Annotated in this window: 14 protein-coding genes; 9 read left to right on the top strand and 5 right to left on the bottom strand. The window is 70.4% G+C overall.

The window, feature by feature from the left end; genetic code table 11:
* Positions 1-36: 36 nt before the first annotated feature.
* Positions 37-435, bottom strand: a complete 399-nt coding sequence (locus ACFYWS_RS05885; RefSeq protein WP_389269985.1) for a hypothetical protein — start codon at positions 433-435, stop codon at positions 37-39.
* A gap of 101 nt (positions 436-536) precedes the next feature.
* Positions 537-1,748, bottom strand: a complete 1,212-nt coding sequence (locus ACFYWS_RS05880) for a pyridoxal phosphate-dependent aminotransferase (protein WP_389269983.1) — start codon at positions 1,746-1,748, stop codon at positions 537-539.
* 251 nt (positions 1,749-1,999) lie between these two features.
* Between ACFYWS_RS05880 and ACFYWS_RS05875 the strand changes: the two genes are divergently transcribed.
* Positions 2,000-2,617, top strand: a complete 618-nt coding sequence (locus ACFYWS_RS05875; RefSeq protein WP_389269981.1) for an alpha-ketoglutarate-dependent dioxygenase AlkB — start codon at positions 2,000-2,002, stop codon at positions 2,615-2,617.
* Between the two features lie 144 nt (positions 2,618-2,761).
* Here ACFYWS_RS05875 and ACFYWS_RS05870 read toward each other — a convergent pair whose 3' ends face one another.
* Positions 2,762-4,372, bottom strand: coding sequence for an amidohydrolase family protein (locus tag ACFYWS_RS05870; protein ID WP_389269979.1), 1,611 nt, complete (start codon positions 4,370-4,372; stop codon positions 2,762-2,764).
* A 137-nt stretch (positions 4,373-4,509) separates the two neighbouring features.
* Positions 4,510-5,781, bottom strand: a complete 1,272-nt coding sequence (locus tag ACFYWS_RS05865; protein WP_389271719.1) for an amino acid deaminase — start codon at positions 5,779-5,781, stop codon at positions 4,510-4,512.
* 253 nt (positions 5,782-6,034) lie between these two features.
* Between ACFYWS_RS05865 and ACFYWS_RS05860 the strand changes: the two genes are divergently transcribed.
* The 6 genes from ACFYWS_RS05860 (at position 6,035) to ACFYWS_RS05835 (ending at position 11,814) form a co-directional block, all read left to right on the top strand.
* A complete protein-coding gene (locus tag ACFYWS_RS05860; protein ID WP_389271716.1) occupies positions 6,035-7,048 on the top strand; it encodes a sugar kinase in 1,014 nt (337 codons plus the stop codon).
* Positions 7,045-7,794: an IclR family transcriptional regulator gene (locus tag ACFYWS_RS05855; RefSeq protein ID WP_389269977.1), complete on the top strand. Its 750-nt coding sequence runs from the start codon at positions 7,045-7,047 to the stop codon at positions 7,792-7,794. The genes ACFYWS_RS05860 and ACFYWS_RS05855 overlap by 4 nt, the downstream gene beginning before the upstream one ends.
* 26 nt (positions 7,795-7,820) lie before the next feature.
* Positions 7,821-8,231, top strand: coding sequence for a RidA family protein (locus tag ACFYWS_RS05850; RefSeq protein WP_389269975.1), 411 nt, complete (start codon positions 7,821-7,823; stop codon positions 8,229-8,231).
* Between the two features lie 113 nt (positions 8,232-8,344).
* Positions 8,345-9,826, top strand: coding sequence for a GntP family permease (locus ACFYWS_RS05845; RefSeq protein WP_389269973.1), 1,482 nt, complete (start codon positions 8,345-8,347; stop codon positions 9,824-9,826).
* Between the two features lie 85 nt (positions 9,827-9,911).
* Positions 9,912-10,430, top strand: coding sequence for a hypothetical protein (locus ACFYWS_RS05840; protein WP_389269971.1), 519 nt, complete (start codon positions 9,912-9,914; stop codon positions 10,428-10,430).
* A gap of 52 nt (positions 10,431-10,482) precedes the next feature.
* Complete coding sequence (locus ACFYWS_RS05835) at positions 10,483-11,814, top strand: Nramp family divalent metal transporter (protein WP_389269969.1); 1,332 nt, start codon at positions 10,483-10,485, stop codon at positions 11,812-11,814.
* 66 nt (positions 11,815-11,880) lie between these two features.
* Here ACFYWS_RS05835 and ACFYWS_RS05830 read toward each other — a convergent pair whose 3' ends face one another.
* The gene (locus ACFYWS_RS05830) at positions 11,881-12,909 is read right to left on the bottom strand and encodes a chitinase (protein WP_389269967.1); all 1,029 of its coding nucleotides are present in this window, start codon (positions 12,907-12,909) and stop codon (positions 11,881-11,883) included.
* 292 nt (positions 12,910-13,201) lie between these two features.
* Here ACFYWS_RS05830 and ACFYWS_RS05825 point away from each other — a divergent pair, with 292 nt between their 5' ends.
* Both ACFYWS_RS05825 and cpaB read left to right on the top strand, forming a co-directional pair.
* Positions 13,202-14,149, top strand: coding sequence for a hypothetical protein (locus ACFYWS_RS05825; protein WP_389269965.1), 948 nt, complete (start codon positions 13,202-13,204; stop codon positions 14,147-14,149).
* 26 nt (positions 14,150-14,175) lie between these two features.
* Complete coding sequence (cpaB, locus tag ACFYWS_RS05820; RefSeq protein ID WP_389269963.1) at positions 14,176-14,895, top strand: Flp pilus assembly protein CpaB; 720 nt, start codon at positions 14,176-14,178, stop codon at positions 14,893-14,895.
* Positions 14,896-14,961 lie beyond the last annotated feature (66 nt).

Below are 14,961 nucleotides of genomic sequence, written 5' to 3'. Positions count from 1 at the left end.
GCGTGCGGGGGCCCACTCGTGCTTCGCCTGCTTCGCCTAGGCGGCGACGAGCGCGTGCGCCTCCATGCGCTGCGCCGCCAGGATCGCGGCGGCGGTGTCGGCCCGGGAGGCCGCGACCACCAGGGCGCGGCCCGCGAGGGCGTGCGCCCGCTGGTGCAGGGCGTCGATACCGGGTTCGTGGACGGCGGCGGCCACCGTCGCGCGGACCGGCATCAGGCCCCCGCGCAACCGCGCCACCTGCGCGGCCAGCTTCTCCGCCGCCTCGTCCAGGTCGGCCGCGGGACGCAGCGCGCGCAGCTCGTCGGTGAGGGCGAGCAGCGCGCTCAGGTGCCCGGCGAGCTGGATGTCCAGCTCCTCCTCGCGGGAGCGGTGCGGGAATTCGCCGCTGTCGGCCGCCGTCGAGTGGACCGACTTGGTGCGGATCGGCTCGTACATGGGGGCCTCCAGGGCGTGCGTGGCAGCTTGGCCTCCATCGTACCTTAGATCGTGTCTAAGTTAGACCGTGTCTAAATTAGAAGCTGTCCAAAGCGGGAGTGTCAGGGCTGGCTGTAGCCGTCCAGGAAGTTCCCGATCCGGGTCACCGCCTCCGTCAGCTGCCGGGTGTCCGGCAGTGTGACGACGCGGAAGTGGTCGGGCTCCGGCCAGTTGAAGCCGGTGCCGTGCACCACCATGATCTTCTCGGCCCGCAGCAGGTCGAGGACCATCTGCCGGTCGTCCTTGACCTTGAAGACCTTGGGGTCGAGACGCGGGAAGAGGTACAGGGCCCCCTTCGGCTTCACGCAGGTCACGCCCGGGATCTGCGTGAGCAGCTCGTACGCGACGTCCCGCTGCTCCTTAAGGCGTCCGCCGGGCAGCACCAGATCGTTGACCGTCTGGCGTCCACTGAGCGCCGCGACGACGCCGTGCTGGCCCGGCATGTTCGCGCACAGGCGCATGTTCGCCAGGATCGTCAGGCCCTCGATGTACGACTGCGCGTGCGCGCGCGGGCCGGAGATCGCCATCCAGCCGACGCGGTAGCCGGCCACGCGGTACGCCTTCGACATGCCGTTGAAGGTGAGCGTCATCAGGTCCGGCGCGATGGCGGCGGTCGGGGTGTGCGTGGCGTCGTCGTAGAGGATCTTGTCGTAGATCTCGTCGGAGCAGACGAGGAGGTTGTGGCGGCGGGCGATGTCGGTGATGCCGCGCAGCATCTCGTCGCTGTAGACGGCGCCGGTGGGGTTGTTGGGGTTGATGATGACGATCGCCTTGGTGCGGTCGGTCACCTTGCGCTCGATGTCGGCGAGGTCCGGCATCCAGTCCGACTGCTCGTCGCAGCGGTAGTGCACGGCGGTGCCGCCGGAGAGCGAGACCGCGGCCGTCCACAGGGGATAGTCGGGGGCCGGGACGAGCACCTCGTCGCCGTCGTCGAGCAGCCCCTGCATCGCCATCACGATCAGCTCGGAGACGCCGTTGCCGATGAAGACGTGCTCGACGTCGGTCTCCACGCCGAGGGTCTGGTAGTGCATCATCACCGCGCGGCGGGCGGCGAGCAGGCCCTTGGCGTCGCCGTAGCCGTGCGCGTCCCCGAGGTTGCGGAGCATGTCCTCGAGGATCTCCGGGGGGCACTCGAAGCCGAACGCCGCCGGGTTGCCGGTGTTGAGCTTCAGGATGCGGTGGCCCGCCGCCTCCAGCCGCATCGCTTCCTCGAGCACCGGGCCACGGATCTCGTAGCAGACGTTGGAGAGCTTGGTCGACTGGATGAGCTGCATCCCCAAACTTTACGGCCGTGTTTCGCGATGCCGCGCACCGTTCGCCGGCCGGTGGGGCGGCGCCCGCGGCGGCGGTTTCGGATGCGGTGGCACGGAGTGCCGGATGCCTCCGGAACGGCGGGTTCCGGGGTGGGTGCGGCTTTGATGCGGCGGGTCGGCGCGGTGGGTGAGATGGGCCACGCCTGGCTTCGGGCGGGCCGCGCGGCGCGCTGAATCGCGCGTATGTTCGAAATGTTCGCTACGGTGGAGGCATGCTTCAGGGTTCGCTGTTCGATCAGGCCGAGGAGACGGCGCTCGGGTCGCTCGGAGCGGTGCGGCGCACCGTGCTCGGCGACGGCGCCTGGATCGACGTACTGCCGGGCTGGCTGAGCGGCGCCGACGAGCTGTACGAGCACCTCGCGGCCGGCGTGCCGTGGAAGGCCGAGCGGCGGCAGATGTACGAGCGGATCGTCGACGTGCCGCGGTTGCTCAGGTTCTACGGGGCGGGGGAGCGGCTGCCGCACGCCGTGCTCGACGCGGCGCGGGACGCGCTGTCCGCGCACTACGCGCGGGAGCTGGGTGAGCCGTTCAGCACGGCGGGCCTCTGCTACTACCGGGACGGGCGGGACAGCGTCGCCTGGCACGGCGACCGGATCGGGCGCGGCGCCCGCGAGGACACGATGGTCGCCATCCTGTCGGTGGGCACGCCGCGGGACCTCGCGCTGCGGCCCGTCGGCGGCGGCCGCGTCGTGCGCCGCTCACTCGGGCACGGCGACCTCATCGTCATGGGCGGCTCCTGCCAGCGGACCTGGGAACACGCGATCCCCAAGTCCGCCCGCGCGGCCGGAGGCCGGATCAGCGTCCAGTTCCGGCCGCACGGGGTGCGCTGAACGCGGACCCCGCGCCCGGGACCGGTCGGCGAGCAGACGGCGTGACGGGCGGTGACCAGGCGTCGTGGGACGCCAAGTCCCGCGTACTGACGCCGAGTTCGGGGCCGGGGAGAACGCCGCGTGCGGGTCACCCCGGCCACCGGATCAGACGGTGGCTGACGGCGTCCTGCGCACCGACCGGCCCGCCAGGACGTCCGTGCGCTTGCCGTCCTCGATCACGAACTTTCCGTCGACGAGGACGTGCGGGATGCCGACCGGCAGCGCGCGCGGTGCCTCGAAGGTGGAGCCCGCCGCGACCGTCTCCGGGTCGAACAGGACCAGGTCGGCGCGGAAGCCCTCGCGGACCAGGCCGCGGTCCGGCAGGCGCAGGCGGGCCGCCGGGCGCGAGGTGAGGTGCGCGACCGTCTCCTCCAGGGACATCACGCCGAGGTCGCGGGCGTAGCGGCCCAGGTAGTGCGGGAACGTGCCGTACGCGCGCGGGTGCGGCTTGTAGCCCTGGAGGATGCCGTCGCTGCCGCCCGTGTGCACGGAGTGCTGCATGATCGCCCGGACGTTGTCCTCGTGACCGACGTGCTGGAGGATCGACGAGCCGAGCTTGTCGCTGATCAGCAGGCGGCGGGCGGTGACCCACGGGGCCTCGCCGCGCTCGGCGGCGGCCTGCGCGACGGTCTTGCCGACGCAGGAGGCCAGGCCCGGGTCGGAGACGCCCGAGATCTCGATCTTGTCCCACTCGATCGGCACACCGTGGCAGCCGTCCGCGCCGATCTCCTCGACGTGGTGCCGGATCCGCTCGGCCGTCTCGTCGTCCTTCAGGCGGGCGAGCGTGGCGTCGGGGCCGCCCTCGTTGGCCCAACTCGGCAGCATCGCCACGAGAGTTGTCGCGCCCGGGGTGTACGGGTACGTGTCCAGGCTGATGTCGGCGCCGTCCGCGATGGCCTCGTCGAGGAGGGCCAGCAGGTCGACTCCCTTGCCCTTGTTCACGCCGAAGTTCATGGTGGCGTGCGCGAGGTGCAGGGAGCAGCCCGCGGTGCGGGTCAGCTCGACCATCTCCCGGTACGCGTCGAGCGCACCCGCGCCGTAGCTGCGGTGGTGCGGGCAGTAGTAGCCGTCGTACGAGGCCACCACCCGGCACAGCTCGGTGAGTTCGGCGTCCTTGGCATACATGCCGGGGGTGTAGGTGAGGCCCGACGACATGCCGACGGCGCCCTGCTCCATGCCCTCGGCGACGAGCTGCTTCATGCGCTCCAGCTCGGCCGGCGTCGCGTCGCGGTCGTCCCAGCCGACCGCGTACATACGGACCGTGCCCTGCGGGATGAGGTACGCGGCGTTCACCGCGATGCCCTGCCGGTCGATGCGGTCCAGGTACTCGCCGACCGTGCGCCAGTCGAAGTCGATGTCCGAGCCGTCACCGTTCCAGCCGGTGATCGCCTGGCGGACCTGGGCGAGGGTGCGGTCGTCGACGGGCGCGTACGAGAGACCGTCCTGGCCCAGCACTTCGAGGGTGACGCCCTGGGCGGCCTTCGCGCTGTGGTCCGGGTCGCGGAGCACGGCGAGGTCGCTGTGCGCGTGCATGTCGATGAAGCCGGGGGAGAGGGCGAGGCCCTCGGCCTCGATGGTGCGGGTGCCGGTGGGGCGGGGGCCGTCTCCCTCGCGGCGGATCTCGGCGATCCGGCCGTCCGTGACGGCGACGTCGGCTCGGTACGAGGCGCTGCCGCTGCCGTCGATGACACGGGCGTCGCGGATGACCAGGTCCATGGGGGTGCCTCTCTGATTTCAAGCCCCTGCGGCGATTGAGCAGCGGGGTCCGGGGCAGGGCCCCGATCTTTCCAGCCCCGCCGGCGATTGAGGCGCGGGGCCCGGGGCGGAGCCCCGTGGCGTGGGAAACGCGCGGGTCAGAAGTACGTGCGGACGTAGTCCACGACCGTGCCGTCCGACTCCACCAGGGGGATCAGCTGCCACTTGTCGAACGACGTGCACGGGTGCGAAAGGCCCATCCCGAGCCAGTCACCCACCTCGACGCCCGCCCCCGGCTCCGTACGCACCCACCCGTGCTGGTCGGAGAGGCCCGTCACCGCGACACCCGTGGCCTCCCGGACCTCGCCGGTCCGGGCGTCCCGGACGACCTGCGCCTCGGGCAGGTCGATGTCGTACGCGGCGTCCCGCTTGCCCGCGTTGGTGAACGCCTGCTCGTCGTTGGGCCGCGACACGAACTGCGCCCACAGCCGGAACGCCGGCTCCAGCGCGCCCTCCTCCGGGACCCGGTTGAAGGGGGTGAGGTGCCGGTAGTGGCCGTCGTCGTGCGAGACGTACGCGCCCGAGCGGAGCAACTTGAGGACGGGAGCGGTCAGTTCGGGGATTTCGGCGAACACGTCCGCCACCGCGTCGAACCACGCGGAGCCACCCGCGCTCACCACGATCTCGTCGAGCCCGGAGAAGCGGCCCGCCTTGTCGAACTCCGCCGCGAGCGCCACAAGGCGACGCAGCCAGGCGCGCACCCGCTCGCCGTCGGCGTCCGGCACCTCGCCCTCGTACCCGGCGACACCGGCGAGCCGCAGCGCGGAGGAGGCCGCCACCGCGTCCGCGATCTCGGCGCAGTCCGCCTCGCTGCGGGCCCCGGTGCGCGCGCCGTCGCCCGCGCCGAGCTCCACCACCACGTCGACCGGGCGGTCCGCGCCGGCCTCGGCCAGGGCGGCCTGCATCAGCTCCACGCCGCGCACGGAGTCGACGTAGCAGATGAAGCGGAAGGACGGGTCGGCGTCGAGCTCCTTCGAGAGCCAGCGCAGCGCCGACGCGTCGACGAGCTCGTTCGCCAGGAAGATCCGGTCGATGCCGAACTCCCGCGCCACGCGCACCTGGTGGGGCACGGCGAGGGTGATGCCCCACGCGCCGTGTTCGAGCTGCCGGTGGAAGAGCTGCGGGGCCATCGACGTCTTGCCGTGCGGGGCGAAGGCGAGGCCATGGCGGGCCGAGTAGGTCTCCATGAGCGCGAGGTTGTGCTCCAGGCGCTCGGCGGAGAGGGCGAGGACGGGGGTGGTGAAGCCGTCCGTGAAGAGGTTCAGGCGGCGGGCGGCCAGCTCGCCGACCGTCGCGCCGTCCGCCTCGGGAGGCAGCCCCTTGAAGCGGAAGTCCACCCGCTCCGTCGCCAGCTCCTCAAGACGAGCGATGCGGCGCTCGGCGGCTGATCCGGCGGACTCGGCGGGATAGGCGTTCTGGGCGGTCACGGCGCCTCCTCCAGGCAGCCCGTTGCACCATTTGCAACGGTCATTGCGTATGTCGCTTCATGCTGTCTAACATCCGAGCCAATGTCGGGTCAACGAAGCCCGAAGTCCCCTGCCGCGAGGAGTGCGACCCACCGTGACCGCCACCGGACCCGCAGTACCGACCAGCGCAGCCGATGTCGTCGCGCTCGGCGAGTCCATGGTCACGTTCCGGCCCGCCGTGCCGGGGCGGCTCGCCGACGTGCCCTCGTTCGATCGCGGGATCGGCGGCGCCGAGTCCAACGTGGCGTGCGTGCTCGCCGCCGCAGGACACCGCTCCGCCTGGGTCAGCCGGGTCGGCGCCGACGGCTTCGGCGACCACCTCGTGGAGGCCATCGCCGCGTACGGCGTCGACACCTCCGCCGTACGGCGCGATCTGCACCGCCCCACCGGCATCTACTTCCGCACCGCGGGCGACCGGGCCACCGCCGCCCACGAGGTCGCCTACTACCGCGCCGGATCCGCCGCCTCTGCGATGTCCACCGCCAACCTGGACCTGGACGCGCTGCGCTCCGGCCGGATCCTGCACCTCTCCGGGATCACCGCCGCCCTCTCCGCCGGCTGCCTCGACCTGCTGCGCGAGCTGACCGCTCCGCGTGCCGGGGCCCGCCGCCCCCTCGTCTCCTTCGACGTCAACTACCGGCCCGGCCTGTGGTCGGGCTCCGCACAAGGTCCCGCCGAGGGCCCCGACGTACTCCTGGAACTCGCGCGCGGCGCCGACATCGTCTTCGTCGGCGACGACGAGGCCGAGGACGCCTGGGGCATCACCGGCGGACCCGACGCGATCCGGGACGCGCTGCCCGAGCCCGCGCTGCTCGTCGTCAAGCGGGGCGCCGACGGCGCGATCGCGTACGACGCCGACGGGCGCCACGAGGAGCCCTCCCCGCGCGTCGACGTCGTCGCAGCCGTGGGCGCGGGCGACGCCTTCGCCGCCGGATTCCTCTCCGCCACGCTGCGCGAACTGCCCGTCGCCGAACGCCTCCGGCACGGCCACCTCTGGGCCGCCGTCGCCCTCACCGAGCCCGGCGACCTCGCCGCGCCCCCGAGCCGCGCCCGGGCGGACCGCCTGGCCGCCCTCGACGCCGACCGGTGGGGGACACTGCACGTCGGCCCCGGCTGGGCGGCAGCCGATGCCACCGACGAGCCGGCCGCAGAGGAGGTACGTACGCCATGAGCCAGACCGTCGACCGCGCGCTCAGCATCCTGCCGCTGCTCGCCGAGGGACCCGCCGACCTGGGGCAGGTCGCCGACCGCCTCGACGTGCACAAGTCCACGGCGCTGCGCCTGCTGCGCACCCTCCACGAGCACGGCCTGGTCTACCGCCAGTCCGACCAGCGCTACCGCCTCGGCGCCCGCCTCTTCGCGCTCGCCCAGGAGGCCGTCGAGAACCTCGACGTCCGCGAGATCGCCCACGCCCACCTCGTCGAACTCAACGAGAAGGTCGGGCACACCATCCACCTCGCCGTGTACGCGGAGAACGAGGTCCTCTACATCGACAAGGTCGAGAGCCGCTACCCGGTACGCATGTACTCGCGCGTCGGCAAGCCGGTCGCCATCACCGTGGCCGCCGTCGCCAAGCTGCTGCTCGCCGACCTGTCCGAGTCCGAGCGCCGCGCCCTCGCGGAGAAGCTCGACTACCCCATGTACACGTCCCGTTCCACCCCCAACGCCGCAGCGTTCCTGCGGGAGTTGGACAAGGTGCGCGAACAGGGCTGGGCCACCGACCTCGGTGGCCACGAGGAGTCCATCAACTGCGTCGGCGCCCCCATCCGCGGCGCGGACGGCCGGGTCGTCGCCGCCATGTCGCTCTCCGCGCCGAACGTCGTCGTCACGGCGGAGGAACTCCTCACGCTGCTCCCGCTGGTGCGCCGCACGGCGGAAGCCATCAGCCGGGACTACTCCGGTACCCCTCCCAAGTAACCCCCTCACAAGGAAGTCAGTTCACGATGACCGAGAAGATCGCTCTCACCCCCGCCACGCACACCACCCCGCCCGCGAAGTTCTCGCACGGCGTCAAGAAGGGCAACCTCCTCCAGGTCGCCGGCCAGGTCGGCTTCCTCCCCGCCGAGGAGGGCAAGGCCCCGACCCCCGCGGGCCCGACCCTCAAGGAGCAGACCCTCCAGACCTTCGCCAACGTCAAGGCGATCCTCGAAGAGGGCGGCGCGAGCTGGGACGACGTCATGATGATGCGCGTCTACCTGACGGACGTCGACCACTTCGCCGAGATGAACGCCATCTACAACGAGTACTTCGAGGAGCAGGGCCTCAAGGCCCCGGCCTCCGCCCGCACGACCGTCTACGTCGGTCTGCCCAAGGGCCTGCTCATCGAGATCGACGCGCTCGCCGTCCTGAGCTGAGCCACCCCCTCCGCGCCACGGTGCGGCGCCCCGCGGGGCGCCGCACCGCGATCCCTCCTGCCTGAAAACGCTGGAAACACCCCACACTCCCCCATGTACTTACGAGGTCGACGATGTCCCCGTACGCCACCCTCGCGTCCGCCGCCGCGGACCAGCCAGAGCACACCGGCGGTCTGCTCCTCCTGATACCCGGCACGGCCGGACTGCTGACCGTTGCCGTCCTCGGCATCGTGCTGCTGCTCTTCCTGATCATCAAGGCCCGGCTGCAGCCGTTCGTGGCCCTCCTGACGGTCTCCATCGCCGTCGGCCTCGGGGCCGGCCTCTCCGTCACCGAACTCTTCGGCACCGTCCAGAAGTCCGACGTCACCTCCGTCATCGAGGACGGCATGGGCGGCACCCTCGGACATATCGCGATCATCATCGGCCTGGGCACCATGCTCGGCGCGATCCTGGAGGTCTCCGGCGGCGCCGAAGTCCTCGCGTCCCGCCTGATCAACCTCTTCGGCGAGAAGCGCGCCCCCGTCGCGATGGGCCTCACCGGACTCATCTTCGGCATCCCGGTCTTCTTCGACGTCGGCATCTTCGTGCTCGCGCCGATCGTCTACGCGGCCGCCAAGCGCGGCGGCAAGTCGATCCTGCTGTACTGCCTGCCGCTGCTCGCGGGCCTTTCGATGACCCACGCCTTCCTGCCCCCGCACCCGGGGCCCGTCGCCGCGGCCGGACTGCTCCACGTCGACCTCGGCTGGGTCATCCTCATGGGCATCGTCTGCGGCATCCCGGCCGTGCTCGCCGCGTGGGCCTGGGCCGCCTGGATCGGCAAGAAGATCTTCGTGCCCGTGCCGCAGGACATGGTCGAGGCCGCCGACGAGGCGAAGGCCGCGCTCGCCGAGGAGCAGCGCAAGGACGGCATCACGCCCCGCGAGGACCCGGTTCCGCTCGGCATCGTCTTCACGATCATCGCCATCCCGCTGGTGCTGATCCTCGCCGCGACCTTCTCCTCGATCGCCATGGACCCCTCCACGGCCCGCTCGGTCATCGAGTTCTTCGGCAACCCGTTCGTGGCGCTCACCATCGCGCTGTTCGCCTCGTACTACCTGCTCGGCCTGCGCCGGGGCTGGTCCCGCAAGTCCCTGGAGACGGTGTCCACCGCGTCCCTGAAGCCGGTCGCCAACATCCTGCTCGTCGTCGGCGCCGGCGGGGTCTTCGGCGCGGTCCTCCAGGCCAGCGGCATCGCGCAGGCGCTGTCCGACACGTTCAGCAGCATCGGCCTGCCGATCATGGTCCTCGCGTACCTGATCTCGCTGGTGCTGCGCGTCGCGCAGGGTTCGGCGACGGTCGCCATCGTCACCACGGCCGGCATCGTGGGCCCGCTGCTCCAGACGGGCGACTACTCGCAGCCGTACACGGCCCTCGTCATCATGGCCATCTCCGCGGGCTCCATCTTCGCCTCGCACGTCAACGACGGCGGCTTCTGGATGGTCTCCAAGTACTTCGGGATCTCCGAGCGGGACACCCTGCGCTCGTGGACGGTCCTGGAGTCGGTCCTGTCCATCGCCGGATTCGTGGTGGCCCTGGTGATCAGCCTCTTCGTCTAGGAGCCTGTCCCGTACTGTCCCGTACGTGTGCCGCACCCACCCCTGGGGGAGGTGCGGCACAGGCTTGTCCGCCATACTTCCGCCCGTGGAGCAGCGTATGGAGAACGAGAAGGTCACACCCGTCACCGGTGCCGGCTTCGACCCGGCGCACATCCCTGGCCTGACGGCTCCCGCGAGGCAGCCGGAGGCCGAGGTCACGGACGCCGAGGAGACGCAGGAGGAGGTGACGACGACGCAGCCCGAAGAGGCGGAGGCGCAGGCAGAGGCGGAAGCGGAGGTCGAGGCGGAAGCCGATGACACCGCGGACCAAGACACCGACGCCCCCGACACCGACGCCCCCGTCATGGAGGCCGAGGACCGCCGGGGTTCCATCACCGTCGACGCGACCGGCGTCCGCTTCACGCTCGACGACCAGGAGGCCGACTTCACCTGGGACGAGATCAGCGCGGTCGAGTACGGCACCGTGCGCAAGCGCCTCACGGTGACGGTCCACATGCCCAACAGCCGCTGGTTCCCGAACGACGTGGAGGCGCCCGGCAAGGCCCGCCTCGCCGAGTGGACGGACCAGTTGGACAAGGCGCTGGACGCGTACTTCGAGGAGTGAGTTCCTGACGGGCCTCTTGCCAGCGGCGCCGCTTTGCGCACCCTTGGTGTTCATGGCGGACACCACGGGCACCCCAGGAACCGGCAGTACCACCTCCTCCGACCAGCACCCCCGAAAGTCCAGCTGGAAATACATCGGCCCCGGCATCGTCGTCGCCGCGACGGGTGTCGGGGCGGGCGATCTCGTCGCCACCCTCATCGCGGGCAGCAACTTCGGCTACACGCTGCTCTGGGCCGCGGTCCTCGGCTGCCTCGTCAAGATCAGCCTCGCGGAGGCGGCGGGCCGCTGGCACCTGGCCACGGGCCGCACCCTCTTCGACGGCTGGGCGAGCCTCGGCAAGTGGACCACGTACTTCTTCGTGATCTACGTGGTGATCTGGGGCTTCGTGTACGGCGCGGCCGCGATGTCGTCGAGCGGACTGCCCCTGCAAGCACTGTTCCCCGACGTGTTCCCGGCCGAGTGGTCGATCAAGCCGTGGGCGATCCTCTGCGGCGTCGTCGGCCTGGTCTTCGTCTGGCTGAACAAGTACAGCGTCTTCGAGAAGGTCATGACGGTGCTCGTCGGCGTCATGTTCGTCGTCACCGTCTATCTGGCGATCCGCGTCACCCCGCACCTCGGCGACGCCTTCGCGGGCCTGCTCCCCGTCCTGCCCGACGAGAAGGACTCGATCCTCAACACGCTCGGCCTGATCGGCGGCGTCGGAGGCACCATCACCCTTGCCGCGTACGGCTATTGGGTCAACGCGAAGGGCTGGACGAACACCTCGTGGATGAAGGTGATGCGCCTCGACAACCGGGTCGCGTACATCACCACCGGCGTCTTCGTCGTGGCGATGCTGTTCGTCGGCGCGGAACTGCTGCACTCGTCCCACACCGCGATCGCCGAGGGCGACAAGGGTCTCGTCGACCTCTCCAAGATCCTTGAGGCCCAGTACGGCACGGCCACGGCCAAGCTCTTCCTGATCGGCTTCTTCGCGACGTCCTTCACCTCGCTGATCGGCGTCTGGCACGGCGTGAGCCTGATGTTCGCCGACTTCGTCGAGCGCTACCGGCTCTCCCGCGTCGTCACCGGGGAGGAAGTGGCGCGCGGCGACCGCGAGAAGGGCTGGCCTTTCCGCGCCTTCCTGCTGTGGATGACCTTCCCGCCGATCGTCCTGCTCTTCCAGGGCCAGCCGTTCCGCCTGGTCATCATCTACGGAGTCCTGGGCGCGGCCTTCATGCCGTTCCTGGCGCTCACCCTGGTCTGGCTCCTGAACTCCTCGCGTACGCCCGCCAGTTGGCGCAACGGCTGGCTGAGCAACAGCATGCTGACGGTGTCGGGGCTGCTGTTCGTCGTGCTGTGCGTGCGGCAGATCTGGGACACGGCCTGGTCGGACTTCTTCTGATCCGTACGGGGCCCGGGTGCGGGCAGCGCCGCCGGGGGAGCGGCGGCGCTGCCCGTCTTCTTCGGGTCACATGGCGTCGACGTGCGGCCCCACGGCCGAGGACCACGCGTTGCCGGAGGCCGCGTCCCAGTTGGTGGACCAGGTCATCGCGCCGCGCAGGCCTGGGTAGGTCTTCGACGGTTTGAACGAACCGCAGTTGGTGCCCTTGGTGAGGCAGTCGAGGGCGTCGTTCACGACCGACGGGGCGACGTACCCGCTGCCCGCCGCGCTCGACGTGGCCGGCGTGCCGATGCCGACCTGCGAGGGATCGAGCCCGCCCTCCAGCTGGATGCAGGCGAGCGCCGTGAGGAAGTCCACGGTCCCCTGGCTGTAGACCTTGCCGTCGCAGCCCAGCATCGAACCGCTGTTGTAGTACTGCATGTTGACGACGGTGAGGATGTCCTTGACCGCGAGCGCCGTCTTGAAGTACTCGGCCGAGGTCGACTGCATGTCGATGGTCTGCGGCGCCATGGTGAGCACGAATCCGTCGCCCGCCTTGGCGGCGAGGGACTTCAACGCCTGTGACATGTACGTGGAGTTGAGTCCGTTCTCCAGGTCGATGTCGACGCCGTCGAACCCGTACTCCTGCATGAGCGCGTACACGGAGTCCGCGAACGCCGACGCCGAAGCCGCGTCACTGACCTGGATGGTGCCCTTCTCGCCGCCGATCGAGATGATCACGGACTTCCCGGCCGCCTGCTTGGCCTTGATGTCTGCCTTGAAGGCGTCCTCCGTGTAGCCGCCGAGCCCCGCCGAGTCGAGCGTGAAGTCGACGGCGCCGGGCGTCGTGGTGGCGTCGGCGAAGGCGACGGCGACGATGTCGTACGCGTCAGGGACGTCGGCGAGCTTCTGCACGGTCGCGCCGTTGTCGAAGTTCTGCCAGTAGCCGGTGACGGCGTGCGCCGGAACGGCCGCCGTGGAGCTCTCTGCCGTACTTGCCTTACTTGCCGCATTCGCCGTACTTGTCGTGGCGAGACCGCCCACGGCGAGCGCCGCCGCCGTGAACGCGCCAAGAAGCACGCCGAGCCGGGGTCGTCTGCGATAGGAACGCGCCATTTCTGCCTCCAAGTGGGGGGAGGTCTCCCGCACCGAAGTGGGGGAGATGTGGGGGGAGTTGGGGAAGCAGCTGCTGGCCGTACAAACTGGTCCAGACCATTGGGCTTGTCAAGAGTTGTCACCGATGCTTCTGCGCCAACCAGTCGCCAACCAGCTGCCAACCCGCCCCGATCACTCCGTGAACAGTGCGAAGTGGGGTGTTGCGGGGCGGTCGCGTGGATATGGTGCTGAGGCAGCGGCAACCGCGAGGTGCTGCTGGAGGGACGCAGAGCGACGACCGGGGGGTTCACGCGTGCCGACCGCCATAGCCGTGACCGATCCCGACCTGGTCCTCGCCTCACCGGACCGGCACACACCGACCGCCACCGTGCTGCCCCTGGGCGAACCGCAGCAGAAGTACCCGCTCGACCGCGCCCTCACCGACGTACACACACTGATCGAACAGCACGGGTATGTGATCGTGCTCTGCCCGGAATCGGCGCCGGACGCGACCGTGCACCGGCTGCATTCGATACGTTCCGTGCTGGAAACCGACCGGATCGCGATCCTGCGCCCCACGCTCCCGCCCCTCGGGCTCGCCGTCCTGGCGCTGCAGTTGCGCCAGTTGTCGATCTGCGACTTCAGCCCCGGTGTGCTCGCGTCGGCGGCCCGCCTGCTCGCGCACTACGTCTACGCGGGCGCGGTGGTCGGATCCGTGGCCAAACTGGACCGGGTCCCGGTCTCCCTGAAGGCCCACGCGAAGTCCTGGTCCCCGAATGCCCAGTTCGCGGTCGTCGCCTCACCACAACCCCAACTCCTGCGCCTCACCGGCTCGGAGACCCCGACGGGCCCCGCCTTCGGAACACGCATGGTCTACGCCGTCGGCCAGCACACCCCGGACTGGCTCACCGGCGTCCTCGCCCCCGCCTGGCGGGTGCAGAGCGTGTCGCGGACGCGGCTGCCGGCCGACTCACCGCGCTGGTGGGCGACGGGAAAGCCCGGCAGCCCCGGCAAGATCGTCGAATTCGCGGCGGCCATCCCCGACATCTCCGTGCTCTACCAACTGGTCTCGTCCGTCCGCCGCGAGCAGTGCCACTGGTGCGGCCTCGAACTCATCGGCGACCGCTGCGGGTTCTGCTCCGCGCCACTGGCCGGTGAGACGCCACCCGAGGGCACGGGCACGGGCGCGGCGGCGCGCTCGACGCTCACACCCGCGGCGGGCTCGACCCGAACGGCTCTCCCACGCGCTTCCCACCACTGACCCCTACCAACGAGGTTGTCCGGTCCATGAACTCACGTCAGCGCCGCGGCGTCATACTCCTGGTCGTCTCGGCCCTGTGCGCCATCGGAGCGTTCGCCGGTGTGCTCGCCGTGATCCGTGACGTGGACTCGAAGGTGGCGCCGGAGGTGGACGCGTACGAGCTGAAACAGGACGTGTCCCCGTACAAGCAGCTCGCGGAGGAGCAGTTCGAGAAGGTGCGGATGCCGAAGCGGTGGCTGTCGGACACGGCCGTCACCGACCTCCGCGACATCCGCGGCAAGATCGCCGTCACGCAGCTCAAGAAGGGCTCCCTGCTCCAGTCCGACATGATCGTCGACCGCCCGAAGCTGGAGGCGGGGCAGCAGGAGATCGCCATCATGATCGACGCGGAGACCGGCGTCGCCGGAAAGATCAACCCCGGCTCGAAGGTCAACATCTACGCCACCTTCAAGGCCGAGAACGACAAGCAGCGCGACCAGTCCAAGGTCATCGTGGAGAACGCCGGGGTCATCGACGTGGGCAAACTGACCCCGATCGACCAGCAGGGCGCGGCCGACGACGAGAACTCCGTGCGCCGACAGGGCGAGGCGGTCCCGATCACCTTCGCCCTCGGCCCGGCGGACGCCCAACGGGTGGCCTACGCGGAGTCGTTCGCGACGCACGTCCGCCTGGCGTTGGTCGCCCCCGGCGACGACGAAAGCATCTCCCCGGAGGACAGGTCGTACACGCTGGAGGGGGACAAGTGAGGGCGATCCCAGCGAATCAAGCCCCTGCGCCGGTTCGCGTAAATCAAGCCTCTGTGGCGACGTGCG

This window comes from Streptomyces sp. NPDC002795 (assembly GCF_042888725.1).
Lineage (GTDB): Bacteria > Actinomycetota > Actinomycetes > Streptomycetales > Streptomycetaceae > Streptomyces.
The sequence above is the reverse complement of the archived record's forward strand: the minus strand, read 5'-3'. Positions and strand labels throughout refer to the sequence as shown.

Excerpts from the sequence above, each read along its gene's own strand:
- ACFYWS_RS05885 (WP_389269985.1), bottom strand. The coding sequence starts at position 435 with ATGTACGAGCCGATCCGCACCAAGTCGGTCCACTCGACGGCGGCCGAC.
- ACFYWS_RS05880 (WP_389269983.1), bottom strand. The coding sequence starts at position 1,748 with ATGCAGCTCATCCAGTCGACCAAGCTCTCCAACGTCTGCTACGAGATC.
- ACFYWS_RS05875 (WP_389269981.1), top strand. The coding sequence starts at position 2,000 with ATGCTTCAGGGTTCGCTGTTCGATCAGGCCGAGGAGACGGCGCTCGGG.
- ACFYWS_RS05870 (WP_389269979.1), bottom strand. The coding sequence starts at position 4,372 with ATGGACCTGGTCATCCGCGACGCCCGTGTCATCGACGGCAGCGGCAGC.
- ACFYWS_RS05860 (WP_389271716.1), top strand. The coding sequence starts at position 6,035 with ATGGTCACGTTCCGGCCCGCCGTGCCGGGGCGGCTCGCCGACGTGCCC.
- ACFYWS_RS05855 (WP_389269977.1), top strand. The coding sequence starts at position 7,045 with ATGAGCCAGACCGTCGACCGCGCGCTCAGCATCCTGCCGCTGCTCGCC.
- ACFYWS_RS05850 (WP_389269975.1), top strand. The coding sequence starts at position 7,821 with ATGACCGAGAAGATCGCTCTCACCCCCGCCACGCACACCACCCCGCCC.
- ACFYWS_RS05845 (WP_389269973.1), top strand. The coding sequence starts at position 8,345 with ATGTCCCCGTACGCCACCCTCGCGTCCGCCGCCGCGGACCAGCCAGAG.
- ACFYWS_RS05835 (WP_389269969.1), top strand. The coding sequence starts at position 10,483 with ATGGCGGACACCACGGGCACCCCAGGAACCGGCAGTACCACCTCCTCC.
- ACFYWS_RS05830 (WP_389269967.1), bottom strand. The coding sequence starts at position 12,909 with ATGGCGCGTTCCTATCGCAGACGACCCCGGCTCGGCGTGCTTCTTGGC.
- cpaB (WP_389269963.1), top strand. The coding sequence starts at position 14,176 with ATGAACTCACGTCAGCGCCGCGGCGTCATACTCCTGGTCGTCTCGGCC.